This window comes from Streptomyces sp. PR69 (assembly GCF_026420845.1).
Classification (GTDB): Bacteria; Actinomycetota; Actinomycetes; order Streptomycetales; family Streptomycetaceae; genus Streptomyces.
This window is the reverse complement of record NZ_JAOWCB010000019.1, coordinates 79,414-105,614: the sequence shown is the minus strand read 5'-3', so window position 1 is coordinate 105,614 and position 26,201 is coordinate 79,414. Positions and strand designations below refer to the sequence as shown.

The window sequence follows — 26,201 nt, the reverse complement described above, 5'->3', positions numbered from 1 at the left end:
GTCGCCCGGCGGGGCGGGCGGCAGCGGCGGCCGGGGCGGTTCAGGAGCAGGAGGTGAAGGTCTCGCTGGTGTTGGCGATGTAGACGGTGGCGCCGCCGCTGGGGTCGTCCTTGACGGGGACGGTGATGGTGTCGTCGGCCTGCCAGGGCAGCCCGCGGGCGTCGAACGTCCAGGTGCCGGTGACCTTGCGCGCCAGTACGGAGAGGGTCACCCAGCCGTAGTGTGCGGCGGGGACGTGCACCTCGACGCCGTCGTCGACGCTGGCAGAGCCCGACCAGGTGTTGGTGAAGCTCAGGGTGGAGCCGATCCTCGTCTGCAGTGCGGGGGCGGCGCCGGCTTCGAGGTCGGTGGACAGGGTGGTGCCGATGCTGCTGCTCCAGCCGGTGGTCTGGTTCACCGAGAAGGACTGGGTGACGGGACCGGCGGTGTTGTTGTACCAGACGGCCGAGGCGCAGACGGTCGGCAGGGGCGCCGCCGGGGCTTCATGGGTGACGGCCCAGGAGCAGCTGGACGGGGTCTTCTGGCATTGCCGGGCCGCATGGTCCACGGCGAGGTCCCATGCGCCCTCCGCGGTCTTCCACTGCTGGTTGACCCTGCCGTGGCAGCTGGACTTGCCGGTCCAGGCGTCGTCGTACTGCGCATTGAGCAGCAGGTCGAGGCAGGAGTCGTCGCTCGCGTTGCGGATCATGAACGCGTCACCGGACCCTGACACCGGCTGGAAGTACCACTTCTGGCTTTCCTGACCCCGGCACGTCTGCTGGCGCAGGGCAGGCCAGCTCAGGCCGATGCACTTGCCGGTGGCGTTGTTGACGATGGAGAAGGTGGAGTCCGCCCCGTCGACGTTCAGCCGCCAGGACTGGTGATATCCAGGGACCGAGTTGGTCACGATATAGGCGCCGTCGCCGCGTGATCCGTTCTGTACGTCGAGCATGCGGCCGTTGCCCACCGACTGGATGGTGGCGCACTGCAGCGGGGTCGCGCAGTTCTCCGCCGCGTGGGCGGCGGGTGCGGCGGACGGTGACAGGCTGATGCCCAGCGCGATGCAGCAGGTCACCAGGGCCGCGGCGAGCAGTCGCAGTGGGGCGGGGGGCTGTCCGGGCCGTCTGCGGGGGCGGGCGGCTGTCGATGTCACGGGTGGGTTCCCTTCCTTGGCTGCGGGGTGTTCGGCAGGAGCGCCTGGGCGGCGAAGGCCGCTTCCAGACGCGGCACATAGTCGGTGAGGTCCTGTGCCCAGCAGCCGCTGTTGTGGCCGCCGTTGCACTGGTCGCCCCAGGTGGCGCCGTTGCCGTAGTTCACGTAGTGGTGGGGGTATCCGAGGGCGTCCAGGGCCTCCTTGGCGTGCTGCGCCGCGGACTGGACCCAGAACTCCATCTCGGCGGGGTTGCCGGCGCCGTCGCCCGTGTAGATCGAGATGCCCATGCCCTCCAGTGCGTCCATGTGCGCGGCGGGGTCCGCGGCGTTCCAGCGCCAGTCGGCGTCGAACAGCGGATACGGCGTGCCGAAGATCGCGTCGCTGGACACGGTGGGCCCGAAGTCGAGGGAGCAGGTGGAGCCGGCGCCGGTGCTGGAGCCGCAGAGCGGCTTTCCGGCGTTGACCAGGGTGGCCACGACGGCGGCCCGCATGACGGCGTGGTTCCTGGAGAGGTCGGTGGCCCCGGAGAACGTGGCGACCTGGCTGAACAGTTCGGGATGGTTCTGCGCGTAGTGCATGGCGCCGAAGCCGCCCATGGAGATGCCGCCGACGGCCCGCCCCTGTCGGGTGGCCACGGTGCGCAGATTGGCGTCGATGAAGGGGATGACCTGGTTGATGTGGAAGTTCTTCCAGTTCTGTGCGCCTGCGGCGGTGTTCTGGTCGAGCCAGTTGGCGTACCAGCCGCGCAGTCCGCCGTCCGGGATGACCGTGATCATCGAGGTGGACCGGGTGAGGGCGGGGTAGGCGAGGGCGGGGTTGCCCGGGTCGTCGGCTGCGCCGTGCAGGAAGTAGAAGACCGGGTAGCGCTTGGCGGGCTGGTCCGCGTAGTCGCTGGGCAGCAGGATTCTGATGCGCTGTTCGCCGGCGACCTCGGGGGTGGACACGGTGATGACGAAATTGGTCGCGGTGCCGGTCGGCTCAGCGGTCTGGGTCAGTCCGTAGCCGTCGGTCAGCAGTGGCGGGACGGTGGCGTCGGCCCGGGCTGCGGGTGTGCCGGGGCCCAGGAGGAGGACGAGGACGGCGGCGGTGAGGGCGGCGATCGCCGCCGTGGCCCGATGGGGTCGTAAGGACGGTGGCCAGGCGGGCAGGGCGGGTCTCAAGGCGTCTCCTCCGGTGGGGGGCTGGACATGCGTCGAGTGTGGACCGCGTCTGGTGCCGGTGTGGAGTAGTTTTCTAGAAAAAGTTTCTAGATGATTTTGGTCGGCGGGCGTGGCGACCCCCGTGCCCGAAGCTGGGGCTCCGCCCCAGGACCCGGTTCTCGGGGGCTTAAGCCCCCGGACCCCCGCGCCTCAAACTCCCCCAGCTGCCTCCCCCAGACTCCGTCCGGGGGTACCCCCAGAGGTGCCCCCGCGAGGCTGCGTTGTGCAGCCCCCTGCGCCTCAAGCGCCGGCGAGGCGGGGTTTCTGGCCTCCGTGCCTTGAGGGCCGGGGATGAGGCAGGCGCGGACGTCGTCAATGCGGGGTGACCCGGCGGGGCGGGCGATTGAGTCGGGGCGTCGGCGGTTACCCATGGAGCGCGAACGGCGGCGGACGTCCCGCGGGCGGGACCGCGGACAGGGAGAGTGGCGCATGGTCCTTCACAGCTACCGGGCCCGGATGCGGGGCAGGGCCCGTGACGCCGTGGCGGGCGGGTTCACCGGCGCGGACCGACGGCTGCCCGTCGCCGAGCTGTCCCGGCAGCTGCTGCGCAAGACCTTCCCCGACCACTGGTCGTTTCTGCTCGGCGAGGTGGCGCTGTACTCCTTCGTGGTGCTGCTGCTGACCGGCGTCTATCTCACGCTGTTCTTCGACCCCAGCATGGCCGAGAGCGTCTACGACGGGCCCTATGCCCCGCTGCAGGGTCTGAGCGTGACGCGGGCGTACGCCTCCACGGTGGACATCAGCTTCTCGGTGCGGGGCGGGCTGCTCATCCGTCAGATCCATCACTGGGCCGCGCTGGTGTTCGTCGCGGCGATCGCCGTCCATCTGCTGCGGGTCTTCTTCACCGGGGCGTTCCGCAGGCCGCGGGAGGGCAACTGGGTGATCGGGGTGACGCTGTTCATGCTGGCGATGCTCGAAGGGTTCGCCGGCTACTCCCTGCCCGACGACCTGCTGTCGGGGACCGGACTGAGGACGGCGGCCACGATCGTGCGGTCGATCCCGGTGGTCGGGACCTATCTGGAGATGGCGGTGTTCGGCGGGCAGTTCCCGGGCGAGGTCATCCTCCCCCGGCTGTACATCGTGCACGTTCTGCTGGTGCCGGGGCTGATGCTGGCGCTGATCGCGGCGCATCTGATTCTGGTCGTGTATCTGAAGCACACGCAGTGGGCCGGGCAGGGGAAGACCAACCGGAACGTGGTGGGCCAGCCGATGTTCCCGCAGTTCACCGCGAAGACGACCGGCTTCTTTTTCCTGGTGTTCGGCGTGTTGACGGTGCTGGGTGCGGTCGCGCAGATCAATCCCGTATGGAATTACGGCCCCTACCGTGCCGATCAGATCTCCACCGATGTGCAGCCCGACTGGTATGTGGGCTTTCTGGAGGGGGCGCTGCGGCTGATGCCGCCCTGGCAGACCGAGGCCGCGGGGCACACGGTGATGTGGAATGTCTTCATTCCGGCGGTGGTGCTGCCGGGTGTGCTCTTCGGTGTGCTGTATCTCTATCCGTACGCCGAAAGGTGGGTGACGGGCGAGAGAGGGGAACGCCATCTGTGCGACCGGCCGCGCAATGCGCCTACGCGTACGGGGCTGGGCGTGGCGGGTGTCGTCTTCTACGCGGTGCTGCTGATCGCCGGCGGCAACGACGTCGTGGCCTTCGCGTTCCTGCTGTCCCTGGAGGCCACCACCTGGGTCCTGCGGGTGGCTCTCGTCCTCGCCCCGCCGCTGGCGTTCATGATTGCCAAGCGGGTCTGTCTGGCGCTGCAGGAGGGGGACCGCAGACGGCTCGCCCACGGTGTGGAGACCGGTCAGGTGACCCAGTCGGTGTCGGGGGGCCTGTCGGAGGGCTGCCGGCCGCTTCCTCCCGCGGCCCGGTACCGGATTCTGATGCGCGATGTCCCGGCGCCTCTGACGCCCGAAGAGCCCGAAGAGGCCGAAGAGCACGGAGAGGCCAAGGGGGCTGAGCGGCCTGAGGAGCCCGGGGAGGGCGCGCGGGGCCGGGAGGGCGGGCCGCCGCGGCGCAGACGGCTGCGGGTCGCGCTCAGCGGCTGGTACTACGGCGATGTGGTCGACCTTCCCGCCACCGACGAGCAGCGGGCCGCGATCGCCGATCGGACGCGGCCGCCTCAGTTCGCGGAGGACCGGGAGAGCTGACGCCGTACGGCGGGGCGTGCAGGGCGCGTCAGCGCTCCTCCCGCCCCGCGTACTGGAAGGTCATGGCGCACACACCGGCCGTCACCATCCCCAGGCCGATCAGGAGGAGCCACACGGCGTACACCGCTCCGAGCGCCACGACGGCCGCCCCGGCGGCCGTGGTCACGGGCCAGGGGCTGTGGGGCGGGAAGAAGTCCACCGGCCCGGCCCGCTCGGACACATCGCTCCTCTTGCGGTCCTCGGGGCGCAGTCCCCTGCGCCGGTAGTTCATGGCGAAGAAGAAGGTGATGAGAAGGGACATCAGGAGGGCGATGGTGAGGGCGGCGGTGCCCGCGGGGTCCTTGGACCACACGCCGTACAGGACGCCGGTGACGAGGAAGAAGGCGGAGACTCCGGCGAACACGGCGGCTTCGGTCCTCATCGGTTCCTCTCCTGGAGTGTGTCGGGGGTGGGGACGGAGGGGTCGTGGTCGCCCGGCCGTCTGCCGTGGACGTCGGGGTGGTTCATGTCGAAGGCGGGCGAGTCGGAGCGGACGCGCGGGATGGCGTGGAAGTTCTGGCGCGGCGGCGGGCTTGTGGTCGCCCATTCGAGCGACCTGCCGAATCCCCAGGGGTCGTCCTCACCGGTCTTCGGCGCATGGCGTTGGGTGCGCCAGACGTTGTAGAGGAACGGCAGGGTGGACAGGCCCAGCAGAAAGGAGCCGATCGACGACACCGAGTTGAGCAGGGTGAATCCGTCCGCGGCGAGGTAGTCGGCGTAGCGGCGCGGCATTCCCGACTGGCCGAGCCAGTGCTGGACGAGGAAGGTCGCCTGGAATCCCGTGAAGAGGGTCCAGAAGTGAATGCGTCCGAGGCGCTCGTCGAGTCTGCGTCCCGTCCATTTAGGCCACCAGAAGTAGAACCCGGCGAACATGGCGAAGACCACCGTGCCGAACAGCACATAGTGCAGATGGGCGACGATGAAATAGCTGTCGGTGAGGTGGAAGTCCAGCGGCGGGGAGGCGATCAGCACACCGCTGAGTCCGCCGAGCAGAAAGGTCACCAGGAAGCCCGCCGAGAAGAGCATCGGGGTTTCGAAGGAGAGGCTGCCGCCCCACATCGTGCCGATCCAGTTGAAGAACTTGACCCCGGTGGGCACGGCGATGATGAAGGACATGACGGCGAAGAACGGCAGGAGGACCGCTCCGGTGGCGAACATATGGTGTGCCCAGACGACTGCCGAGAGCATGGTGATGGCGATGGTGGCGCCGACCATGCCGATATAGCCGAACATGGGTTTGCGGCTGAAGACCGGAATGATCTCGCTCACCACGCCGAAGAACGGAAGGGCGACGATATAGACCTCCGGATGCCCGAAGAACCAGAACATGTGCTGCCACAGCAGCGCTCCCCCGTTGGCTGGATCGTAGACATGCGACCCGAACGTCCGGTCCGACATCAGCGCCAGCAGCGCGGCGGTGAGCACCGGGAAGGCGAACAACACCAGGATCGAGGTGAAGAGCACATTCCAGGTGAAGATCGGCATCCGGAACATCGTCATGCCCGGGGCCCGCAGACAGACGATCGTGGCGATGAAGTTGACGGCGCCGAGGGTGGTGCTGACGCCGGACAGCACCAGTCCCATGGCCCACAGGTCCCCGCCGTGGCCGGGTGAGAAGACGGCCCCGTTCAGGGGGGCGTAGGCGAACCAGCCGAACGAGGCCGCGCCGCCGGGGACGATCAGCCCCGAGACGACGATCAGCCCGCCGAAGAGGAAGAGCCAGTAGGTGAGGGCGTTGAGGCGGGGGAAGGCCACATCGGGCGCGCCGATCTGCAGCGGCATCACGGCGTTGGCGAAGCCGGCGAACATGGGGGTGGCGAACAGCAGCATCATCACCGTGCCGTGGACGGTGAACAGCTGGTTGTACTGTTCGGCGCTGAAGATCTGCATGCCCGGGCGGGCCAGTTCGGCTCTTATGAGCATCGCGAGGGCGCCGGCGAAGACGAAGAACCCGAATGCGGTGACCATGTAGAGATTGCCGATGACCTTGTGGTCGGTGGTGGTCAGCCAGCCCGTCACCCGGACGCCGGCGCTGATCCGTCTGCCGGTCGCCGTCCGTCCGGCTGGGACGGCCTGCTGCTGGTCCTGCGACATCTGGCGCTCCGTATACGCTCCGCGGGGGTTGAACCCGGAAGGGGCGCTTCCGGCTTCCAGACCCGATGGTGGGGCTTTTCGGCGCGCCCGCGCGGCGCGACTGGCGGGCGGGCCGCGGATTTCATCAGTTCACCGCCGTCTTGTGACGGGGCCGGGGGTGGCTGCCGGGGTCCGCTGCCGCGCCGGACGCCCGGTCCGGCTCCGAACATGAACGGCCCCGCGCGCGTACTTGACGTCAAGCAAGCCCGGACTGACGGGATGACGGATGAAGGACGTGCGATATGACTGCACAGAGCACAGACGGGCGGACACGGCGGCGGCCCGGGCAGCCGGAGGCCGGCGGGCGGACGCGGCGGGGCCTGAGGGGCGTCGCGCTGCTGACGGGCGCCGCACTGGCCGCCGGGGGCCTCGCGGCGGCGGGAGCGGGCCTGCTCGCGCCGGACACGGCGCGCGCGTCAAGTCATCGGGAGGCGCCGCTGATATCCGGGCAGCCTCAGTTCGACACCACCGACCTGTACGCGTTCGTCAGCCCCGACCATCCCGACACCACGACGCTGGTGGCGAACTGGCTGCCGTTCCAGGAACCGGCGGGCGGGCCGAACTTCTACCCCTTCGCCCAGGACGCGCGCTACAACCTGCACATCGACAGCGACGGCGACGCCCAGGACGATCTCGTCTACCGCTTCACCTTCCGGGACCACCGGAAGAACGAGCACACCTTCCTCTACAACACGGGCGTGGTGGAGAGCCTGGACGACCCGGATCTCAACTTCACCCAGACCTACGACATAGAGCTGCTGCGGCTGAAGCACAAGAAGGTCGTCTCACGCCATGTGCTGGGGCGGCATCTGCCGGTCGCGCCGTCGAACGTCGGCAAGGCGTCGATGCCCGACTACCAGACGCTGCGCGACCAGGCGGTGCGCAAGCTCCCCGGCGGGCTGAAGGCCTTCGCCGGCCAGGCGGACGATCCGTTCTTCCTCGATCTGCGGGTGTTCGACCTGCTGTACGGCGGGGATCTGTCGGAGGTCGGGAACGACACGCTGCGGGGCTACAACGTCAACACGATCGCCCTGCAGGTGCCCAGCTCCTACCTCCGCCAGTCGGCGGAGCAGCCGGTGATCGGCGTGTATGCGACGACGGAGCGCAAGAACGCCGCGGGGGACTTCGCCCAGGTGTCGCGGCTGGGGATGCCGCTGGTCAACGAGGTCGTCAACCCGGTGAAGGACAAGGACAGGTTCAACGCCTCCTCACCGGAGGAGGACGGGCAGTTCCTGAAGAACGTCACGGAGCCTGAGCTGCCGAAGCTCATCGAACAGCTCTACAAGATCAAGGCCCCGGAGGAGCCCCGGAACGATCTGGTGTCGGTGTTTCTGACCGGCGTCGAGGACCTCAACCAGCCGCCGAACGTCACCCCTTCGGAGATGCTCCGCCTCAACACGTCCATCGAGCCGGTCGCGGAGCCCAAGCGGCTCGGCGTGCTGGACGGGGACAACGCGGGCTTCCCGAACGGACGGCGGCTGACGGACGACGTGGTGGACATCGCGCTGCAGACCGTCGAGGGCGAGCTGGTCGGCGCGGAGAACGATCTGGGTGACGCCGTCGACGCCAACGACAAGGAGTTCGGCGGCAGCTTCCCGTATGTCGCCCTGCCCACCGCCGGTTCCGACGTCAGGGCGGACCAGGCCGCGACCAAGTCCGGCGCGACCGGGCTGAGCGGCGGGCTGTCGTCGGTTGCCGCGTCGTGGGGCAGCGACACGCTGATGCTGGTGTCGGCCGCGTCGGGGGCCGTGGGGGTGCTGCTGGTCGGCCTCGGCGTGAGCTGGCTGCGCGGCCGCCGGCACCCGGCGCGCCGGTCCTGGCTCGGCTGACGCCGGGCCGCCGGCCCTTGACTCATCCGGGCGGGCCCGCCTGCGCCGTCGCATGGGTGCACGGCGCGGCGGCGCCGCCCGGCACCAGAGCTCCGAAGAGCCCGTACGGCGGAACAGAGCCCGTATGGCAGAACGAGGAAGGCAGAGACCGAATGCTTCCATGGAAGCCGCAGTCCGCGCGATGGCGCCGTCTGCGGGGGGCGCTGCGGGGACGGCGGGCCGCGTCGGCCGTGGCGATCGCGGTGGGACTCACCGCCGTCTCGGCAGTGGCCGGGCCCGATGGCACGCGGAGCGGGTCCGGGCAGTCCGCGTCCGGACGGGCGGCGTCCGCGCTCACCGCGGATGTGCCGGCAGCGGCGCTGACGTCGCGGGACCTGGCGCGCGGCGTCGACGCCCTCCAGCGGCGCCTCAGGGCGCACCCCGAGGACGCGGGCGGGTGGGCGACGCTGGGCGCGGCCTATGTCGAGCAGGCCAGGACCAGCGGTGATCCGACGCGGTATCCGCAGGCGGAGAAGGCGTTCGGCCGTTCGCTGCGGCTGCGCGGGGCGGAAGAGAACGATGCGGCGCTGGCCGGACAGGCGTCCCTTGCGGCGGCACGGCATGACTTCACGGCCGCGCTGCGGCTGGCGGACCGGGCGCTGAAGGTGAATCCGTACAGCGAGCGTGCGCTGTCCGTCCGGGTGGACGCCCTTGTCGAGCTGGGCCGCTACCGCGAGGCGCGGCGGGCCGTCGAGCTGGCCGACCGCAGGCGGCCCGGCATTCCGGTGTTCACCCGGTATGCGTATGTGCTGGAGCTGCACGGCGATGTGAAGGGGGCGCGCCAGGTGCTGCTGCGGGCGCTGGAGTCCGCGTTCAGCGCGGGCGACAAGGCGTATGTGGCCGCCGAGCTGGGGCAGCTGTCGTGGAGTCAGGGGGACTTCCGGCAGGCGCTGCGGCATTTCGACGCGGCGTTGCGTGCGGCGCCGGAGTATGTGCCCGCGCTGGAGGGGCGGGGGCGGTCCCGGGCGGCGCTGGGCGAGGTGAAGAGCGCCGTGCGCGATCTGGAGGAGGTCGTGCGGCTCGGTCCGCTGCCGGGCCGGCTCGCGGTGCTCGCGGAGCTGTATGAGGCGGACGGGCGGCAGGAGGCTGCGGAGGGCCAGTACGCGCTGGTGAGCGCCTGGACCCGGCTGGCCCGGGCGAACGGCGTCGCCGCCGATCCGGAGTCCGCTCTCGTGGCGGCCGGGCACGGCGATGCCGCGGGGGCGTTGACGGCGGCGCGTGCCGAGTGGTCCCGCCGGCGGAGCGTCCACACGGCCGATGCGCTGGCCTGGGCGCTCCATGCGAACGGACGGCATGAGGAGGCGCTGGGCTATGCGAAGAAGGCGACGGCTGCGGAACCCGGCTACCGGAACGCTTCCTTCCTGTTTCACCGGGGCATGATCGAGCGTGCCCTCGGCGAGGACGCGGCGGCGCGCCGCCATCTCAAGGGGGCGCTGGAGCTCAATCCCGGGTTCTCCCCGGCGGGGGCGCGTGAGGCGGAGGCCACGCTGGCCGAGCTGTCTGAGCTGCCGGGGCGGTCCGCGGCGGGTTCGGCGTCCGAGGCGTCCGAGGCGTCCGTGCGGTCTGCGTCCCGAGGGGGGTCGTGATGCGCCGCGTCGCCGCCGGCGCGCTGGCCTCGCTTGCCGCGCTCATGGCGGCCGCGGCCCTCGTTCTGCTGCCCGCCCCGGAGGCGCACGCCCATCCGCTGGGCAACTTCACGGTCAGTCAGTACGACGGCGTCGTCGTCGCTCCCGGGAAGCTGAGCGTGCGCCATGTGGAGGATCTCGCGGAGATTCCGGCCGCTCAGGTGCGCACACGCATCGACGGGGACGGCGATGGGCGGCTCGCGGAGGCCGAGCTGTCGGCGTGGGCACGGACGCGGTGTGAGGCGGCGGCGCGCGGGGCCCGGCTGACGGTCGCGGGCGGCCCGGCCTCCGGCGGGTCGGCTTCCGGCACGTCGGCTTCCGGCGGGTCGGAGACGGCCGTCTCGCCGGTCGCCGGGAGCGCGCGGGCGGCGGAACGCCCCGGACAGGCCGGGCTGCCGACGCTCCGGGTGGTGTGCACACTGGCCGGGCCGCTGACCGTGCCGTCGTCCGATGACGCGCCGCTGCGGCTGGCCTATGTCCCGGCCGATGTCTCCACGGGGGCCGGGTGGCGGGAGATCACCGCTCGGGGCGACCGGATGACGCTCATGGAGTCGGATGTGCCGCGGGCGTCCGTCTCACGGGAGCTGACCGCGTACCCCGACGATCTGCTCTCCTCGCCTCCCGGCGTCCGGTCGGCGGCCCTTGCCGTCCGCCCCGGCGGGCCTCCGCTGAAGGCGGGCGCTCATGACGGGGACGAGGGACGCGGGTCCCCCGCGGCCGCCGTGCTGCCGCGGGGCGCGGACCGCTGGGCCCAGGCGCTGACCGGGCTGGTGGCGCGGCATGAACTGACCGCGGGCTTCGCGGCGCTGGCGCTCGGCGTGTCCGTGCTGCTGGGGGCCGTGCACGCGCTGGCTCCGGGACATGGCAAGACCATGATGGCGGCTGCCGCGGCGGCCCGCGGCCGCGGTTCCGTGAAGGAGGTGCTGACGCTCGGAGCGTCGGTGACGGTGACGCACACGCTGGGCGTGTTCCTCCTGGGCGCCCTGATCACCGCGGGGTCGGCGGCGGCCCCGACCGTGGTGTCCTGGCTGACCGTGGTGAGCGGTGCGGCGGTGGCCGTCGCGGGGGCGCTGCTGCTGCGCCGGGCCTGGCGGCTGCGGGGCCTCCCCCATGGGCACATACACGGGCACGGGCATGTACACGGGCACAGTCATGGGCATCACGGGCATTCCCACGGGCACGAACACCGGCGTGACGAGGCACGGGTTCCCGCGCTGGCGGGTGCGCACCGGGGCGGGCAGGATGCGCCGGACGCCGCCCGGGGGCCCGCGTCCGCGCCGGCGTCGGCCGCGGTTCGCCACGCCCGCGCGGACGGGCACGGCCACGCGCACGGCCACGCGCAGGGCCATGCGCACAGCCATGTGCCGCCCGCGCCCGGTGTGCGCGGAGTGGTGCTCATGGGGCTGGCCGGGGGGCTGGTGCCCAGTCCTTCGGCCGTCGTCGTGCTCGTCGGCGCGGCGGCCCTCGGCCAGGCGTGGTTCGGCTTTCTGCTGGTTCTGGCGTACGGGGCCGGGCTGGCGCTCACCCTCGCGGGAGCCGGGCTCGCGGTGATCCGGCTGCGGGACACCACCGCGCGCCGGCTGGCGCGGCGGCCGCGGGGCCGTCTGTTCTCGCTGTTCCACCGGCTGGCTCCGCTGGGCACCGCGGCGGTCGTTCTGACGCTGGGATGCGGACTGCTGACGAGGGGTCTGGCGGCGACGCTGAGCTGATGAGCCGCACAACCGGCTGGAGCGCAGGCAGAGAGGGAGGGCCGCCGACGGCGGCCCTCCCTTTCCGCGTGCCCCCCGGTGTCAGCTCCAGATCTGGGAGTACTGCCGGCGGTAGTTCCTGCGGTCGCAGGCCGAGCGGATCAGGCCGTTGAGGACGAGCACCACCAGACTGACCCCCATGACCGCCAGCCCGGGCTTGACGGTGTGGACGCCGACGATTCCGGTGCGCCGTGCCGAAGGGTCCGGCCGGTCCGGCAGCGCGCCGCCCCCCGCCGTGAGGGGCGGAGAGGCGGCGTCTGAGCCATCGCCGGCCCCGGGGTTCCCGGCCCCGGGGCCGGCCGTTCCGGCGAGCCTCACCCCGAGCGCTTCCATCGCCTTGGTCACCGGCTGGAAGTATGTGACGCCTCCGCTGCCGCAGTCGCCGATGCCGCCCGACGTCAGCCCGAGGGCCAGGCCGCCTGCGAACAACGGCCCTCCGCTGTCGCCGGGTTCGGCGCAGGCGGTGGTCTGGATCAGTCCGGTGACCGTGCCTTCGGGGTAGTTGACCGTCGCGTTGAGCGCGGTCACCTTGCCGGAGCGCACCCCCGTGGTGCCGCCGCTGCGGAACACCTCCTGCCCGACGACGGGATCGGCGGCCGCCGTGATCCGCACACCCTGCCGTCCTTCGAGGCGTACGACGTTGTCCGCGGCGGTCGCGTCGGCGTTTGCGTAGGCGACGAGGGAGAAGTCGCTGCCGGGGAACCGTCCTGCGGTCGTCGTGCCCACCCCTTGCGTCCCCTGCGGGTCCCGGAACCAGGCGGTGCCGGGAGGACCGCAGTGCCCGGCCGTCAGGATGAACGCACGCCGGCCGTCCGTCACATTGAACCCCGCGGAGCAGCGGCCGGTGCGGGAGAAGACGGGGTCGGCGCCGTTGAGCCGGGGGGACAGGGCGCCCGGGGTCCGCTCCATATGGACGAAGCCGCCGATCCGCTCGGCGAGACGGGACATGCGGGCCCAGTCGTCGGACGAGACGGTGCTGTCGGCGCGCACCACGATGCGGTTGGAGGCGTAGTCGACCGCCCAGGCCGTGCCCGGCACCCTGGGGGCCGCGCTCAGCGCGTCCACTGCGGAGCGCAGACGGCTCATGCTGTGCTCGACGACCTTGGCGCGCGCGCCCGAGCGTCCGACCTCGACGGCGGCGTCCTCGTCGGTGACCGCGACGACGGACCGCCCGTCCTCCCCGATCCAGGCGCCCGCCGTGCGCGACGGCCCGAGCCGTGAGACCAGACCGGCCCCCAGTCCGGCCGGGCGATCGGTCTGCTCCTGGCCGGGGACGCCCTGGTTGGTCTGCTCCTGGCCGTGGGCCGGCGGCTCGGTGGCGGCCGCGGTCGTCACCAGCAGCCCTCCGCAGAGTAATCCGCCGACGGCGGCGAGACGCGTGATGCGCTGCAGGCTGCGTCGTGCGTGCCTCATCCGTTTCCGTCCCCCTCTTCCAAGCCGTTCCGACACGGCGTCGGCGACGCCGGCCCCGCGGGACAACGGTGCCTTTACCCATACGTGCGGCTCGGCGGCCCTGTTCACCGTGGCGGGCGGGACAGCCCTGGGGAGGCGGGGGTCAGCGGATGAGGTCGGACGCCAGGAGGTCCATGAGGAGGCCGTCGTGCCAGGAGCCGTCCGGGCCGCGTTCGTACTGGCGCATGACGCCGACCGGTCGGAAACCCACCTTGGTGTAGCAGCGGATGGCCACGGCGTTGTCGGCCGCCGGGTCGATGATGAGACGGTGGTGGCCGTGGTCGTCGATGAGATGGCGGGCCAGGGTGCGTACGGCGTCGGAGCCCAGGCCTCGGCCGTGCACAGCGGGGTCGAGGAAGACGTCAATGCCGGCGTGCCGGTAGTCCGGTTCCTCCTCGGCGTACCACTGGATCATGCCGACGATGCGTTCGCCGTGCAGGACCGTCAGACAGCGGATGCCGGAGTCCTCGAGATCGGCGGCGACGGCCGCCTCAAGGTCGTCGCCGCCCCTCCAGTGTGAGAGCACCTCGGGGGTGGCCCGGATGGCCGCGAGGGCGGGGATGTCCTCGCGGACGGAGGGGCGTAGGACGACATGGACGCCGCGCAGCACAGTCATGACCGGGAACCCTACGCCCGGGCGGGGCGGGCGGCTCAACCGATATATGGCTCCTCGGCAACAGCGGCGGGGCGTGGCGGCGGCACGGCCCGTGAAAGAGTGTGAAACATGTCAACTACACCTCCTACATCTGCTGCACCTCCCATCACTCTGGACGATGTACGTGACGCCGCCGCGCAGATCAAGGGCGTCGCTTGCCGGACTCCGGTGCTGCGCTCCCGTACGCTCGACGGCCTCGTCGGCGCGGAGGTCTTCCTCAAGTGCGAGAACTTCCAGCGTGTCGGGGCGTTCAAGTTCCGCGGCGCGTACAACGCAGCCTCACGGCTGTCGCCGCGGCAGCTGGAGCGGGGGATCGCCGCGTACTCGTCCGGCAACCACGCTCAGGCCGTCGCCCTGGCCGCGCGGGAGCTGGGCACGACGGCGGTGATCCTGATGCCCGAGGACACCCCGCGGTCCAAGAGGGAGGCCACTGCGGGGTACGGGGCGGAGGTCCTCACCTACGACCGCTATACGGGCGACCGTGTCGCTCTCGGCGAAGCGCTGGCCGAGGAGCGGGGGCTGACGCTCATTCCGCCCTATGAGCATCCGCACATCATGGCCGGGCAGGGCACGGCGGCGCTCGAACTGCTTGAGGAGACCGGCGATCTGGGCGCGCTCCTCGCGCCGGTGGGCGGCGGAGGGCTGCTCGCGGGCTGCGCCACCGCGGCGAAGGGGCTGCGCTCCGGCATACGCGTCGTCGGGGTGGAGCCGGAAGCCGGGGACGACACCAAGCGGTCGCTGGAAGCCGGCACGCGGGTGTCCATCCCCGTTCCCCGGACTATCGCGGACGGTCAGGCCGCCGACATTCCGGGGGAGTTGACGTTCTCGGTCACTCAGCGCCTGGTGGATGAGATCGCGCTGGTCAGCGATGAGCAGATCCGCGACGCCATGCGCTTCGCCTTTGAACGCCTCAAGATCGTCCTGGAGCCCAGCGGGGCCTCGGCCCTGGCCGCGCTGCTCGCCGGACGGCTCGGCGGACTGCCGGACCGGATCGGGGTGATCGTCTCCGGCGGCAATGTGGACGCGCGGCGTTTCGCGGAGCTGTGCGGCGCGGGGTGAGACAGGGACCACGCCGTCCGCCCCGGCCAGTAGCCGGGGCGGCGCCGGCTGCGCGGGCGCTGCCGGCGGTCCTCAGGCGTCGCGGCGGAAGAGGGCCGTCCAGAGGAAGGGCTCGCCGAAGTGCGGGGACCCGGGAGGTTCGTCCCGCATACGGCGGAGTTCGACGCTGGTGAGGCCGGAGAAGATCCAGCGCAGGGACTCCTCGGTGTAGGCGAGTCCGCCGTGGAGACGGGAGTCGCCGTAGAAGGCCGCGTCGGGGAGTTCGGAGCCCATGGCTCCGGCGGCGAAGCAGGTGAGCGCGAAGTGGCCGCCGGGGGCGAGGGCGCGGTCGAGGAGGGCGCGGTAGCTGATACGGCGGTGGGGCGGGAGGTGGTGGAAGCAGCCCGAGTCGTAGATCAGGTCGTATGGGCCGCCCGGTTCGCCGAGGGATGTTCCGGTGGCGAGGCGGAATATGTCGCCGCAGTGGAAGCGGACGGCGGCGCCGGCCTGGCGGGCGCGTTCCTCGGCCCAGGCGATCGCAGCCGGGGAGAGGTCGACGGCGGTGACTTCGAAGCCGGCGGAGGCCAGGCGGAGGGCGTTGCGGCCGGGGCCGCAGCCCAGTTCCAGGGCCCGGCCGGGTGCGATCAGCCCCCGGTCGAGATACGAGACCAGGTTCTCGTCGGGCTTGGCGGCGAAGAACGGCACGGGCCGTGAGCGGTCGGCGTAGAAGTCGTCCCACCAGTCTGCCGCGCCCGCGGTCCAGCGGTCGGCCTCCGGCGCGAACAGGTCGTCCATCAGCGTCAGCACGTCGTCGACCGTGCGTATGTTCCGGTCCATCCGGCCCCCTTCCAGGTGTCCGCACACAGTACGGCGCAGCAGGTCGTCCGCCCAGCTCACACGGGGTCGCGCGGGTGCCGGCCGGGGGCCGGGGCGGGCGCTGGCGGGCCCGTGGCGCGGTGGTGTGACCCGCCGGGTCGGAGGTGACCGGGCTCTGCTGTGACGGGCGCGCACACGGCCGTCCCGATGCCTTCCGGCACAGCGCTGAGAGGTGTTTCCGGCCGGCTCCGCCCGGCGGGGCCGGTTCAGGCGGTGGGCGGCTGGGTGGCGAGCGCGTGGCGGATGGCGGCGAGGGCTTCTTCGTCGGTGGCGTGGAGCCTGCGGACCGCGAGCGCGTAGCTGCGGGCGTGTTCGGCGAGTCTGGCTTTCGCGGCGGCGGCGTCGGACGGGGCGATGACCCGGGTGCCGGAGCCGCGGCGGGTCCGCACCAGGCCCGCGGTCTCCAGTTCGCGATACGCCCGCACCACCGTGTTGTTGGCCAGTCCGAGGTCGGAGGCGAGCTGGCGCACCGAGGGCAGCCGGTCGCCCTGGCGCAGTGCGCCGGTCGCGATCAGTTCGGCCAGCTGGGCGCGGACTTGCTCGTACGGCGGAATGTGCGCGCCGTGGCAGACGCTGATGCTCAGGCCGCCGGACGCCGTCATGACCGGGCCCGTGTGTAGACCTGCGGCAGCAGCAGGACGCACAGGCAGTGGCAGGCCGTCAGCGCGGAGACGAACGCCGTCGTGCCCAGAACCCACAGGGCCACGGCTTTCAGCGCTCCCGCGCAGGACAGGCTCAGCGCCACGACTCCCATGGTGAGGGAGACGGCGAACAGCGGGGCGCACACCAGGACGCCCCAGGCGCCGATCGCCGCACGGGCTCTGATGCGCCGTTGGCCGTCGGCGGCGGGCCGGGCTGTGACACGCCGCAGGAGGAGCGCGCAGACGGCGGTGCCGAGGACGAGACCGCCCAGTCCTGGCCAGGCGTACGAGGGGCCGGGCCACGGGGAGAGCAGCTGGTCCCCCGCCGGGCACTGGACCGCCAGCGCGCGGCCGGGGCGGCCGTCGGCGTCGGCTGTGGCCGTCGCGGCGGCGAAGGCCAGCAGGAGCAGCAGGACGACGGCCTGTGCGGCGATCGAGGCCGTCAGGGACCGGGGCAGGCAGTCGCGGATTCTGCGCGGCGTCACCGAGGCCGTGCGGCGCATCCGGCCGTGCGCGGGGGCGGCGACGGCGTCTGAGGCCAGCACGCCCGTCATCACGCAGAGGCCGAACACGGGAAAGGCGTAGAGCAGGTCGACGTCTGAGTCGGGATGGAAGGTGACCGGAATGTTGACCGCGATGCCGATCAGTGCGCCCGCCCAGCGGGCCGGGTTTTCGAGGACGGCTCGCCGTGGGACGTCCTGTTCCGCCTCGACCGTCATGGCACCCCCTGCAAGATCAAGATGTGTATCAGATGACTGATACAGTTCCTCGTATGCCGCAACTGTGTCAAGTGGTTGATACACCGGGCTCCGGCGGCCGCCGCTGGAGCCGCACTGAGACCTCGGACCGGTTGCACCCGGGGAACAGTTGTCCGTATCGCGGCCGATCGGATCTACTGCTGTCGTCCCGCAGACGCGGGCGTGTCCAGGGGAGGGATGCAGCATGCGAGGCAACAGTCACCGGCGGCGGTCGGCGTCGCACCGGCGGCGGAGCGGTTTACCGGGACGCAGACTGGCGTTGCTGCTGTCCGGCTTCCTGGTGATCGGTCTCTGTGTCGCCGCGGGCGTCGCATGGGACCCGTTCCGCTCCGGAGCCCGGGCCGGCGACTCCGCGGCCCCGGACATCGCCGGGCCGCAGGCTGTGCCGAGCCGTTCCGGGGGCGGTGTGAGCCCCAGTGCCGCGTCCGGCGGCACGGCGTCGCCGAGTGCCGCCGGGGAGCAGACCGCTGCCGGGCGGCAGCCGGGCGACGCCGCCAAGGGGAAGGGGCAGGGGCAGGACGCCGGGAAGGACGCGCAGAAGGTGCGCCGCACCGGCCCCCTGCCGTTCGACCTGCCCTCCCCCGCCGCGCTGAGGGCGAGCGGCAAGCTGGTGTTCGCCCACTACTTCACCCCGTATCCGCTCTCGCTCGACAACGCCCGCCCGGACGGCGACTACTACAGCCGCAACTACCTCACCCCGGACGGCGAGAAGGGCAAGCACGAGGAGTACGGCGGGCTGCTGCGCGACCGGCCGCTGCCCGTCGGCCCGCGGGCCGGGAACTGGGAGCTGGCCAATCTGCGGCAGGAGGTGCGCACCGCCCGGGACGCCGGGCTGGACGGCTTCACGCTCGACATGCTGTCGCTGGAGGGCAAGAACTGGGAGCGGTGCGAACTGCTGCTACAGGCGGCCCGCTCGGTCGACCCCGACTTCACGATCATGCTGATGCCGGACATGACCTCGCTGAAGACGGACGACCCCGACGTCCTGGCCGACGCCGTCGCCGCACTGGGCACGTACCCGGCGGCGCACCGGCTCGGCGACGGGCGGCTGGTCGTCTCCCCGTTCAAGGCCGAGGAGAAGTCCGCCGGATGGTGGTCGCGGATGCTGAAGTCCCTTGAGACGCGACATGGGATCCGTACGGCGTTCGTGCCGCTCTTCCTCGACTTCGACGCGCACCACGCGCAGTTCGCGTCCATCAGCCACGGCTACTCCGAGTGGGGCAGCCGCAGTTACGTCGGCCAGCACGGCGTCTCACGTGATGTGCGGCGTGCCCACGGGGCGGGCAAGATCTGGATGCAGCCGGTGTCCGTCCAGGACACCCGGCCCAACCAGGGCGTCTACGACGAGGCGGGCAACACCGCGACGCTCCGCACCACCTGGAACCGCGCCATCGCGGACGGCGCCGACTGGGTGCAGCTCACCACCTGGAACGACTACTCCGAGGGCAGCCACTTCGCGCCGTCGCTGCACAACGGACACACATATCTGGACCTCACCTCGTACTACCTCACCCGCTTCAAGACGGGCGCCTGGCCGAAGATCGTCCGGGACACCCTCTATCTGACCTCGCGCACCCAGTTCGCCGACGCCCGGCCGGCCGGCGGGCAGTCGCAGGTGATGTCCCTGCGCAAGGGCAGCGCGTCCGCCCGGGACACGGTGGAGGTGCTGAGCTTTCTGACGGGGCACGCGACGATACGGACGGACGTCGGGTCCGCCGAGTCGGCGTACGACGCGCCCGCCGGGGTGCACGCCAAGCTGCTGCCGCTGCGCGCGGGCACAAGTTCGGCGCAGGCGGTGCGCGGCGGGAGGACCACCGCGCGCGTGGAGCTGCCGTACGCGGTGGAGCACCGCGTCGAAGTACAGGATCTGCAGTACTACGGGGCGACCAGCGGGCGGGAGGTGCCGGACTGCTGCTGAGTGCTCGCGGCGGCGGGCCGCGGGTAGGTCCTGGACTGTTTGACGCTGCCGAAGGCGAAGCTGGACTCGATCGACGCGATGCCCGGAATCGCATGGATCCTGGTGCGGACGAGGATCTCGTACGCCTCCAGGCTCTCGATGACGACCCGCAGCAGATAGTCGCTGCTGCCGGCCATCAGATAGCAGTCCTGGATGTGCTCGATGAGCCCGACGTGCTCCTCGAAGACGTTCACCGCCTCGGCGGTGTGGCGTTCGAGGCGGACGCGGACGAAGACGGTGATGGGCAGCCCGAAGGCCACCTGATCGACCATCGCCGTGTAGCCGCTGATGAGGCCGGACTGTTCGAGTCTGCGGACGCGGCGCAGACAGGGGGAGGGCGACAGGCGGACGCGGTCGGCCAGCTCCTGGTTGGACAGCCGGCCGTCCGTCTGCAGCTCGCGGATGATCTGGAGGTCGACTGCGTCCATCGTCTCTTCCTCGACTCCTCGCCGATTCTTGGCAGATTCTGCCCCGACGGTAGCTCTGGAAGGCAGAAGTAGCAATCGGCTGCCTCGCTGTTTGACCTAGCGTTGCCGGGAGTGCGGGGGTCCGATTCCAGCCGGGTGCGTGGTGCGGCCTCCCGCTTGGATCAGCTGGATCAGCGGGACTGCGAGGAGGCCGGGTGGCGGCGACGAACACCATGGAGACGCCGAGTGCGCCTCCGGCAGCGGCGGAGGCGTCCGTGCCCCAGGCGCGGCGCGGCCTGCCCCCGAACACCGCGCCCGTGGCGGCGCTGCTGCTCACGGTCGCCATCTGGGCGGGCTTCGCGCTCAGCGCGCGGGCGCTGAGCTCCTCCACCCTGCTGCCCGCCGACGCGGCCCTGCTCCGGTTCGGCCTGCCGCTGGTGATCCTGGCGCCCGCGCTGTGGCGGCGACGGCGGCAGCTCGCCGCCGTGCGGCCCGCTGCCGCGCTGAAGATCGTCTGCGGCGCGGGGGTGCCGTTCTTCCTGGCCGCCATGTACGGAGGTGCGCTGACCTCCGCGGCGTTCGTGGGGTCCCTGATCCCGGGCATGGTCCCGCTGTTCGTCTCCGCCATCATGGTCGCGAGCGGGCGGGGAGCTCCCCGCGGCACCCAGGCGGCCGGGCTCGTCCTGATCGCGGCCGGGGCGGTGACCCTGGTCGGCCGCCACACCGTGGCGCTGGACGCCGGGGTGCTCCTCGGCAGCGGGATGCTGCTCGTCGCCAGCGGGCTGTGGGCCCTGTACACGGTGGGCCTCAAGGAGATCGGCCTCGATCCGGTCGGGTCGATCGGCGTGCTGTGCCTGCCGTCGTTCGCCGTGCTGGCGCTGCTGGTGCTGAGCGGGGCGCTGCCGACCGGGTTCGCGGACGCCGCGGTGCGCGACATCGCGCTGTTCGCGGTCGTCCAGGGCCTGGGCGTCGGGCTCGCCGCCGGGCTGCTGTACGCGTTCGCGATCCGCCGACTGGGCGCGGAGCGCGCCTCCGTCACGGGCAGCCTCAGCCCCGTGCTCGTCGTCCTTCTCGCCGTGTGGCTGCTGGACGAGTCCCCGACGCTCGCCGTGCTGGCGGGCGTGCCCCTGATCACCGCGGGCGTCGTGCTCGCCAACCGGCGCCCGCGGCGGCTCCGTTTCCTCCGTTCCGCCCGTTCCCTCCGACGCAAGGTCATCGCCGATGCTTGAGCTGCTCACTCCCCCGCCCGCCGACCCGCTGTGGGATCTGGCCGCAGAGTTCGGCGCGGACGCCCGCCCCGAGCGGCTCAATCTGGTCCTCGGGGTCTACCGCGACGACACCGGGGTCACTCCGGTGATGCGGGCCGTCCGGGAGGCCGAGATACGGCTCGCGGAGGGCTCCGCGTCCAAGGAGTACCGGGGTCTTTCGGGCAACCTCGCCTTCAACCGGGCCATGGTGTCGCTGGTCCTGGGGACGGACGGCTCCGAGGTGGGCGGGCGGGCCGCCGCGGTCCAGACGGTGGCCGGAACCGGCGCGCTGCGGCTGCTGGCCGACCTCGTACGGCAGACACGGCCGGACGCCACGGTGTGGATCAGCGATCCCGCGTATGTCAACCACCGTCCGATCATGCAGAGCGCGGGGCTGACGGTGCGCACATACCGCTGGAGCGGGCCCGACGGGCGCGCGGATCTGCCGGGGATGCTGCGGGATCTGCGCGAGGCGCGGCGGGACGATGTGGTGCTGCTCCAGGGCTGCTGCCACAACCCCACCGGCGTCGACCCGTCGCCCGAGGCCTGGGAGGCGCTGGCGGACCTGGCGGAGCGGCGCGGCTGGGTTCCGTTCGTCGACCTGGCGTACCACGGCCTCGGCGACGGTCTGGACGCGGATCTGCGGCCCACGCGGATGCTGGCGTCGCGGGTCCCGGAGATGCTGGTCGCCGTCAGCTGTTCGAAGAACTTCGGCCTGTACAGCGAACGCACCGGCTGTGCGATTGTCCTCGGCCGCTCCCGACAGACGCTGCGGCATGCGGAGACCTCGCTGCAGAACATCGCCCGGACGCTGTACTCCATGCCTCCGGAGCATGGCGCGGCGGTGGTGACGGCCGTGCTTCAGGACCCCGCTCTGCGGTCCGCGTGGCGCGCGGAACTGGACGTCATGCGGGGCCGGATCACGGACAACCGGGCCGATCTGGCGGCCCGGCTGCGCGCACTGGGGCACCCGGTCGCGGCGGAGACCCTGGGCCGGCAGAAGGGCATGTTCTCGACGCTGCCGCTCACGGCGGACCAGATGCGCAGGCTGCGGGAGGAGTTCGCCGTGTACGGCACCGCCTCGGGGCGCGTCAACATCGCGGGCGTGGCCGCGCACCGCATCCCGTATCTGGCCGGGAGCGTCGCGGCGGTCCTCGGGGACGGGCGGATGCCGGCCGGGGCGCAGCGTCTGGACGCGGTGGGGGCGGCGGCCGGCTGACGGCTCACGGTCCGGATGCTGTCCGTCCGCGGGGTGCGCGGCCGGGGCGGGGTGGCATACGGCGGTCGGGAACCGCTCGTACCGGGGCAGGCCGCGGGCAGCCGGGCTGCGTGTCGTCGACTGCCGCGGCGGTCGCACCCCGTGCGCACAGCCACAGGGCCCGGGCGCCGTCGTGGGCGACGGCACCCGGGCGCGGCCCGGGACGCGGGCGGCGACCGGCCGGGCCAGGGCGGCGGGCGTACGGGCCGCGGCGGCAGGCACACGGGCCGGGGCGGTCAGGGCGCCCACCGGTATTTGCCGCCGCCCACCCAGCGGACGACCGCCGGGTCGTCGAGGTCGATATGGGTCAGCCCGGCCTGGTGGGCCAGTCTGATCACGTCGGTGATGTCATGAGCGGTCCCTGCGACGTTTCCGTGGATCTCCACGACCCGGAACGGCGGATCGGTCGGCACGATGCCGAGGACGACGATCGGGGCGGGGGTGGCGTCTGGTCCATGCGCTTCGGTCATGCCATCCAGCGTGCGCCAGCCGGGCGTCCGGCACATCTCGTCGGCGCGCCGGGGGTGTGGCGGGCGTCCGTCCGGGAAGGGGGGCGCGGGCAGGAATGGACAACGGCACGGTGGAAACCCGGACGGGGACGAGGGCATGCGGGGACTCTCTCCCGTACCCCGCTGCCGACGACACCTCCAGGGCGGCTGAGCCATGACCGCGAAGGACGCGCTCTGACGAGTACCGCCGACGGCGCGACTTCTCGCGGACGGCCGAGCCGAAGGGCGCCGGGGGCGGGGCGGCCGGCGACCGTCCCTCGTTCGCAGAAGGCGTCATCGCCGGGGCGAGTACGGCGCGGACGCCGTGATCGTCTGGGATGAGGGCGGCTACCGGAATCCCTCCGCGGACCGGGACAGCGAGGAGGTCGCAATGGCCGACGCGCTGGAGAGCGGGCACGCCTCCTTCCTGCTGGAGCGCCGCAAGGTGCGCGGCGCGTATCCGCTCACCCGCATCCGCACCGGCCGCGGCGGGGAGCGTGCCGCATGGCTGCTGGTCAAGCAGGCGGGCGACCGTGTCCCGCGCGGGGGTGCGCCCTACCCGCGGCGGGCCCGCCCGGCGCGGACCGGGCGTACGCTCGGGCAGACCGCCCGCCATTGGGTGAGCCGTTCAGCCGTGTTCGGCCCGCCCCGCCCGCCGCCGGAAGCGTCCGAAAGAGCCGGGAGACCGTGATGGCCAGCACCAGGAGAATCCGGGCCGGCCGGCGGACCGTCGAGGTCAGCCGGCCGGAGAAGGTCCTCTTCCCCGCCGAGGGCATCACCAAGGCAGACCTCGCCGACTACTACCGGGCCGTCGCCCGGCGGACGCTGCCCCAGCTGCGGGGCCGGCCCCTGATGCTGGAGCGCCGCCCCGACGGCATCGAGGACTCCGGCTTTATGCAGAAGGACATGCCCGATCACTTCCCCGACTGGGTGCACCGGGCGGAGCTGGCGAAGGAGGACGGCACGGTCACGTATGTGCTGTGCGACGACACCGCCACCCTGGTGTACCTCGCGGACCAGGCGTGCATCACCCCGCACCGATGGCTGTCCCGGGCGGACAAACCGGATCACCCCGACCGGCTGGTCGTGGACCTCGACCCGCCGGGCGACGATTTCGCCGCGGTGCGGGAGGCGGCCCGGCGGCTGCACCAGCTGCTGGACGAGCTGGAGTTGCCCTCCGCGCTGATGACCACCGGGTCGCGCGGACTGCATGTCCTGGTGCCGCTGGACCGCCGTGCGCCGTTCGGCGACGTCCGCACGTTCGCCCGCGAGCTGACGGACCTGCTCGCGCGGCGTCATCCGGAGGAGCTCACCACGGAGCCGCGCAAGCAGTCCCGCCGGGGCCGCCTGTATCTGGATGTGCAGCGCAACGCCTACGCCCAGACGGCGGTCGCCCCCTACGCGGTGCGGGCCCGCCCCGGCGCGCCGGTCGCGGCACCTCTGACCTGGCCGGATCTGGACGACCCGGAGCTCGGCGCGCGCCGCTGGACGCTGGCCGACGCCGATCGGCTCGCCGAGGCCGACCCCTGGCGGGATATGCCGCGCGCCCGCTCCCTCAGGGCCGCGGGCCGCCGGCTTGCGACGCTGGACTGACATGGGCGGCGGACGGGTGAGGGTGCTGGGCGTCGACGCCTGCCGGGACGGGTGGGTGGCCGTGGAGCTGTGCGACGGCCGGTTCTCCGGGGCGCTGGTGAGCGGCGGGCTGCGTTCACTGCTGTCGGGCGCGGCGGCGCGCGGCGTTGCGGCGGTGGGCGTGGACATGCCGCTGGGTCTGGTGGAGTCGGGGTGGCGGCGTGCGGACGCCGAGGCGGCGGCGCTGCTGGGCGGGTTGCGCAGCAGTGTGTTCCGGGTGCCGCCCCGGGCGGTGTGGCAGGAGGACGGCTATGAGGCCGCGGGCCGCCTGTGCCGGGAGCTCACCGGCGCCGGGCTGAGCAGACAGACGTGGGCGCTCGCCGTCCGGCTCCGCGAGGCGAACGCGTGCCGGGACAGCGCGGAGGGCGGCGAGCGTCTGTTCGAAGTGCATCCCGAGGTGTCGTTCTGGGCGCTGGCCGGGAAGACGCCGCTCGGGCGCCGCAAGAAGAGCTGGGAGGGGCAGATGACCCGGCGGTCGCTCCTGGAGGCGGCGGGCGTGGCGCTTCCCGACGCCCTCGGGGAGGCGGGCCGTGTCCCGCCGGACGATGTGCTGGACGCGGCGGCCGCGGCGTGGAGCGCGCACCGGATCGCACAGGGGGCGGCGTGTCCGCTGCCCGATCCGCCGGAGTCCGACCGGCACGGCAGGCCGATCGCGATCTGGTATTGAGCTGGCGCCGTCCGCCGGGCTCCGGCAAATCGATCACCATTGGCGGCGGTGTCACGCTGAACCACGCCACGTGGGGTGGTGAGTCCTGACGCTGATGTGAGGGGGGTGACGCCGTCCCCGCCATGCCCCCGTCACACCTCGGGCGGGTTCGCCGTCGGCGTCGAGCGGCTTCGGGGGCTCGGCGGTGTTTGTGTGCTCGCCCCGAACAGGCGGTATGGCTAATGTCCCGTTATGGGAATCGGTCTGCTCTTCGCGCTCGGCGCGGCCGTGTGCATGGGCACGGCGACCGTGTTGCAGGCCATGGGCGCGCGGAGGGCGGCCGAAGGTGCCTCGGCCGCCGGCCTGGGGACGGTGCTCCTCGCCCTGCGGCGCTGGCCGTTTGTCGCGGGCGTCGGGCTGGACATGGTGGGCTTCGCCGCCGAGCTCGCGGCGCTGCGTGCGGCGCCCATCTTCACGGTGGAGGCGGCGCTGGCCTCCTCCCTCGCGGTCACCGCGGTCGTCGCCGCCGTCGTGCTGCGCATCCGGCTGCGCCGCGTGGAGGTCGCCGCGGTGGCGGCGGTGTGCTGCGGGCTCGCCCTGCTCGCCCTCGCGGCAGGCCGGGAGGGCGAGGGCGAAGGGGATCTGACGCTGCGTCTGGGGGCGCTCGGGGCGTCGGCGGCGCTCGCCCTGGCCGGGTGGACGGCGGGGCGGTGGGTGCGCCGCGGCCGCGCGGTCGCCCTCGGCGGCGTCGCCGGGCTCAGTTTCGGCGTGGTCGCGGTGAGCGCGCGCATGCTGCCGGATCTCGAAGTGCCGGGCGTGTTCGCCGAGCCGACGGCGTACGCCGTGGCCCTGTCGGGCATCACCGGGTTCCTCTTCCTGATCGACGCGCTGCAGGCCGGCGCGGTCACCGCCGTGACCGCGGCGATGGTGATCGGGGAGACCGTCTGGCCGGCTCTCTTCGGCGTCGTATGGCTCGGCGACACCACGCGGCCCGGGCTCGCGCCGCTCGCCGTCGCCGGGTTCGCACTGTCGATCGCGGGTGCGCTCGCCCTGGCGCGGTTCGGGGAGGCCGAGCAGCACGCCCCGGCCGGGTGACGGCGGGGGCGTTCCCGGCCGCGCGACGGCGGGGAACGCCCCGCAGGAGGAGGCCCGGCGGGGTTTTCGCGCATCGCATCCGGCGTCCGGCATCCGGCTCCTCCACGTCCGCACCGAAGCGCGGCCGCGAGCGATGTCACCCCGTCTTTCCTCATGATG

23 protein-coding genes are annotated in these 26,201 nt (G+C 72.3%); 12 read left to right on the top strand and 11 right to left on the bottom strand.

Annotation, left to right across the window (positions count from 1 at the left end):
• Positions 1–40: 40 nt before the first annotated feature.
• Both OF819_RS19325 and OF819_RS19320 read right to left on the bottom strand, forming a co-directional pair.
• The gene (locus tag OF819_RS19325; RefSeq protein ID WP_267244830.1) at positions 41–1,132 is read right to left on the bottom strand and encodes an RICIN domain-containing protein; all 1,092 of its coding nucleotides are present in this window, start codon (positions 1,130–1,132) and stop codon (positions 41–43) included.
• Positions 1,129–2,292 (bottom strand): alpha/beta hydrolase, encoded by a 1,164-nt coding sequence (locus tag OF819_RS19320; RefSeq protein WP_416370572.1) that lies wholly within the window; start codon positions 2,290–2,292, stop codon positions 1,129–1,131. The genes OF819_RS19325 and OF819_RS19320 overlap by 4 nt, the downstream gene beginning before the upstream one ends.
• 468 nt (positions 2,293–2,760) lie before the next feature.
• Here OF819_RS19320 and OF819_RS19315 point away from each other — a divergent pair, with 468 nt between their 5' ends.
• Positions 2,761–4,479, top strand: a complete 1,719-nt coding sequence (locus tag OF819_RS19315) for a cytochrome b (protein ID WP_267244829.1) — start codon at positions 2,761–2,763, stop codon at positions 4,477–4,479.
• Between the two features lie 28 nt (positions 4,480–4,507).
• On the opposite strand, the gene OF819_RS19310 is transcribed toward OF819_RS19315, so the two are convergent.
• Positions 4,508–4,900 (bottom strand): cytochrome c oxidase subunit 4, encoded by a 393-nt coding sequence (locus OF819_RS19310; protein WP_267244828.1) that lies wholly within the window; start codon positions 4,898–4,900, stop codon positions 4,508–4,510.
• On the bottom strand, positions 4,897–6,612 hold the full coding sequence (ctaD, locus tag OF819_RS19305) for a cytochrome c oxidase subunit I (RefSeq protein WP_267244827.1): 1,716 nt from the start codon (positions 6,610–6,612) through the stop codon (positions 4,897–4,899). The genes OF819_RS19310 and ctaD overlap by 4 nt, the downstream gene beginning before the upstream one ends.
• A 281-nt stretch (positions 6,613–6,893) precedes the next feature.
• On the opposite strand from ctaD, the gene OF819_RS19300 reads away from it, so the two are divergent.
• From OF819_RS19300 to OF819_RS19290, 3 genes are all read left to right on the top strand, one after another.
• On the top strand, positions 6,894–8,480 hold the full coding sequence (locus OF819_RS19300) for a DUF4331 domain-containing protein (protein ID WP_267244826.1): 1,587 nt from the start codon (positions 6,894–6,896) through the stop codon (positions 8,478–8,480).
• Between the two features lie 152 nt (positions 8,481–8,632).
• Positions 8,633–10,105: a tetratricopeptide repeat protein gene (locus tag OF819_RS19295; protein ID WP_267244825.1), complete on the top strand. Its 1,473-nt coding sequence runs from the start codon at positions 8,633–8,635 to the stop codon at positions 10,103–10,105.
• A complete protein-coding gene (locus tag OF819_RS19290) occupies positions 10,105–11,853 on the top strand; it encodes a nickel transporter (RefSeq protein ID WP_267244824.1) in 1,749 nt (582 codons plus the stop codon). Before OF819_RS19295 ends, OF819_RS19290 begins: the two co-directional genes overlap by 1 nt.
• Before the next feature lie 81 nt (positions 11,854–11,934).
• On the opposite strand, the gene OF819_RS19285 is transcribed toward OF819_RS19290, so the two are convergent.
• The gene (locus OF819_RS19285) at positions 11,935–13,305 is read right to left on the bottom strand and encodes a S1 family peptidase (RefSeq protein ID WP_267244823.1); all 1,371 of its coding nucleotides are present in this window, start codon (positions 13,303–13,305) and stop codon (positions 11,935–11,937) included.
• 142 nt (positions 13,306–13,447) lie between these two features.
• Complete coding sequence (locus OF819_RS19280) at positions 13,448–13,960, bottom strand: GNAT family N-acetyltransferase (RefSeq protein WP_267244822.1); 513 nt, start codon at positions 13,958–13,960, stop codon at positions 13,448–13,450.
• Positions 13,961–14,068: 108 nt separating this feature from the next.
• Here OF819_RS19280 and OF819_RS19275 point away from each other — a divergent pair, with 108 nt between their 5' ends.
• Entirely contained in the window at positions 14,069–15,058 is a 990-nt protein-coding gene (locus tag OF819_RS19275) for a pyridoxal-phosphate dependent enzyme (protein WP_267244821.1), read from the top strand.
• Positions 15,059–15,130: 72 nt separating this feature from the next.
• Here the strand turns inward: OF819_RS19275 and OF819_RS19270 are convergent, their stop codons facing one another.
• The 3 genes from OF819_RS19270 to OF819_RS19260 form a co-directional block, all read right to left on the bottom strand.
• Positions 15,131–15,874 carry a class I SAM-dependent methyltransferase gene (locus OF819_RS19270; protein ID WP_267244820.1) on the bottom strand — a complete coding sequence of 248 codons (744 nt, stop codon included), beginning with the start codon at positions 15,872–15,874 and terminating at the stop codon, positions 15,131–15,133.
• A 245-nt stretch (positions 15,875–16,119) separates the two neighbouring features.
• Positions 16,120–16,515: a GntR family transcriptional regulator gene (locus tag OF819_RS19265; RefSeq protein WP_267244819.1), complete on the bottom strand. Its 396-nt coding sequence runs from the start codon at positions 16,513–16,515 to the stop codon at positions 16,120–16,122.
• Positions 16,512–17,273 (bottom strand): hypothetical protein, encoded by a 762-nt coding sequence (locus OF819_RS19260; protein ID WP_267244818.1) that lies wholly within the window; start codon positions 17,271–17,273, stop codon positions 16,512–16,514. The genes OF819_RS19265 and OF819_RS19260 overlap by 4 nt, the downstream gene beginning before the upstream one ends.
• A 223-nt stretch (positions 17,274–17,496) precedes the next feature.
• Between OF819_RS19260 and OF819_RS19255 the strand changes: the two genes are divergently transcribed.
• Positions 17,497–19,230, top strand: a complete 1,734-nt coding sequence (locus OF819_RS19255; protein ID WP_267244817.1) for a glycoside hydrolase family 71 protein — start codon at positions 17,497–17,499, stop codon at positions 19,228–19,230.
• Here OF819_RS19255 and OF819_RS19250 read toward each other — a convergent pair.
• On the bottom strand, positions 19,188–19,697 hold the full coding sequence (locus tag OF819_RS19250) for an Lrp/AsnC family transcriptional regulator (protein WP_267244816.1): 510 nt from the start codon (positions 19,695–19,697) through the stop codon (positions 19,188–19,190). The genes OF819_RS19255 and OF819_RS19250 overlap by 43 nt on opposite strands.
• Positions 19,698–19,891: 194 nt before the next feature.
• Between OF819_RS19250 and OF819_RS19245 the strand changes: the two genes are divergently transcribed.
• Together OF819_RS19245 and OF819_RS19240 are read left to right on the top strand one after the other, a co-directional pair.
• A complete protein-coding gene (locus tag OF819_RS19245) occupies positions 19,892–20,905 on the top strand; it encodes a DMT family transporter (protein WP_267244815.1) in 1,014 nt (337 codons plus the stop codon).
• The gene (locus OF819_RS19240; protein ID WP_267244814.1) at positions 20,898–22,142 is read left to right on the top strand and encodes an amino acid aminotransferase; all 1,245 of its coding nucleotides are present in this window, start codon (positions 20,898–20,900) and stop codon (positions 22,140–22,142) included. Before OF819_RS19245 ends, OF819_RS19240 begins: the two co-directional genes overlap by 8 nt.
• Before the next feature lie 275 nt (positions 22,143–22,417).
• Here the strand turns inward: OF819_RS19240 and OF819_RS19235 are convergent, their stop codons facing one another.
• Entirely contained in the window at positions 22,418–22,651 is a 234-nt protein-coding gene (locus OF819_RS19235; RefSeq protein WP_267244813.1) for a hypothetical protein, read from the bottom strand.
• A gap of 343 nt (positions 22,652–22,994) precedes the next feature.
• Between OF819_RS19235 and OF819_RS19230 the strand changes: the two genes are divergently transcribed.
• From OF819_RS19230 to OF819_RS19215, 4 genes are all read left to right on the top strand, one after another.
• Positions 22,995–23,360 (top strand): hypothetical protein, encoded by a 366-nt coding sequence (locus OF819_RS19230; protein WP_323748940.1) that lies wholly within the window; start codon positions 22,995–22,997, stop codon positions 23,358–23,360.
• The gene (ligD, locus tag OF819_RS19225; RefSeq protein WP_267244812.1) at positions 23,360–24,262 is read left to right on the top strand and encodes a non-homologous end-joining DNA ligase; all 903 of its coding nucleotides are present in this window, start codon (positions 23,360–23,362) and stop codon (positions 24,260–24,262) included. Before OF819_RS19230 ends, ligD begins: the two co-directional genes overlap by 1 nt.
• 1 nt (position 24,263) lies before the next feature.
• Positions 24,264–24,968 carry a DUF429 domain-containing protein gene (locus tag OF819_RS19220; RefSeq protein ID WP_267244811.1) on the top strand — a complete coding sequence of 235 codons (705 nt, stop codon included), beginning with the start codon at positions 24,264–24,266 and terminating at the stop codon, positions 24,966–24,968.
• 231 nt (positions 24,969–25,199) lie between these two features.
• Complete coding sequence (locus tag OF819_RS19215) at positions 25,200–26,042, top strand: DMT family transporter (protein WP_267244810.1); 843 nt, start codon at positions 25,200–25,202, stop codon at positions 26,040–26,042.
• The last annotated feature ends 159 nt before the right edge of the window (positions 26,043–26,201 follow it).

Bases quoted from the DNA above. Each gene is read 5' to 3' on its own strand.
- OF819_RS19315 (WP_267244829.1), top strand. From the start codon at position 2,761: ATGGTCCTTCACAGCTACCGGGCCCGGATGCGGGGCAGGGCCCGTGAC.
- OF819_RS19310 (WP_267244828.1), bottom strand. From the start codon at position 4,900: ATGAGGACCGAAGCCGCCGTGTTCGCCGGAGTCTCCGCCTTCTTCCTC.
- ctaD (WP_267244827.1), bottom strand. From the start codon at position 6,612: ATGTCGCAGGACCAGCAGCAGGCCGTCCCAGCCGGACGGACGGCGACC.
- OF819_RS19300 (WP_267244826.1), top strand. From the start codon at position 6,894: ATGACTGCACAGAGCACAGACGGGCGGACACGGCGGCGGCCCGGGCAG.
- OF819_RS19295 (WP_267244825.1), top strand. From the start codon at position 8,633: ATGCTTCCATGGAAGCCGCAGTCCGCGCGATGGCGCCGTCTGCGGGGG.
- OF819_RS19290 (WP_267244824.1), top strand. From the start codon at position 10,105: ATGCGCCGCGTCGCCGCCGGCGCGCTGGCCTCGCTTGCCGCGCTCATG.
- OF819_RS19285 (WP_267244823.1), bottom strand. From the start codon at position 13,305: ATGAGGCACGCACGACGCAGCCTGCAGCGCATCACGCGTCTCGCCGCC.
- OF819_RS19280 (WP_267244822.1), bottom strand. From the start codon at position 13,960: ATGACTGTGCTGCGCGGCGTCCATGTCGTCCTACGCCCCTCCGTCCGC.
- OF819_RS19275 (WP_267244821.1), top strand. From the start codon at position 14,069: ATGTCAACTACACCTCCTACATCTGCTGCACCTCCCATCACTCTGGAC.
- OF819_RS19270 (WP_267244820.1), bottom strand. From the start codon at position 15,874: ATGGACCGGAACATACGCACGGTCGACGACGTGCTGACGCTGATGGAC.
- OF819_RS19265 (WP_267244819.1), bottom strand. From the start codon at position 16,515: ATGACGGCGTCCGGCGGCCTGAGCATCAGCGTCTGCCACGGCGCGCAC.
- OF819_RS19260 (WP_267244818.1), bottom strand. From the start codon at position 17,273: ATGACGGTCGAGGCGGAACAGGACGTCCCACGGCGAGCCGTCCTCGAA.
- OF819_RS19255 (WP_267244817.1), top strand. From the start codon at position 17,497: ATGCGAGGCAACAGTCACCGGCGGCGGTCGGCGTCGCACCGGCGGCGG.
- OF819_RS19250 (WP_267244816.1), bottom strand. From the start codon at position 19,697: ATGGACGCAGTCGACCTCCAGATCATCCGCGAGCTGCAGACGGACGGC.
- OF819_RS19240 (WP_267244814.1), top strand. From the start codon at position 20,898: ATGCTTGAGCTGCTCACTCCCCCGCCCGCCGACCCGCTGTGGGATCTG.
- OF819_RS19235 (WP_267244813.1), bottom strand. From the start codon at position 22,651: ATGACCGAAGCGCATGGACCAGACGCCACCCCCGCCCCGATCGTCGTC.
- ligD (WP_267244812.1), top strand. From the start codon at position 23,360: ATGGCCAGCACCAGGAGAATCCGGGCCGGCCGGCGGACCGTCGAGGTC.
- OF819_RS19220 (WP_267244811.1), top strand. From the start codon at position 24,264: ATGGGCGGCGGACGGGTGAGGGTGCTGGGCGTCGACGCCTGCCGGGAC.
- OF819_RS19215 (WP_267244810.1), top strand. From the start codon at position 25,200: ATGGGAATCGGTCTGCTCTTCGCGCTCGGCGCGGCCGTGTGCATGGGC.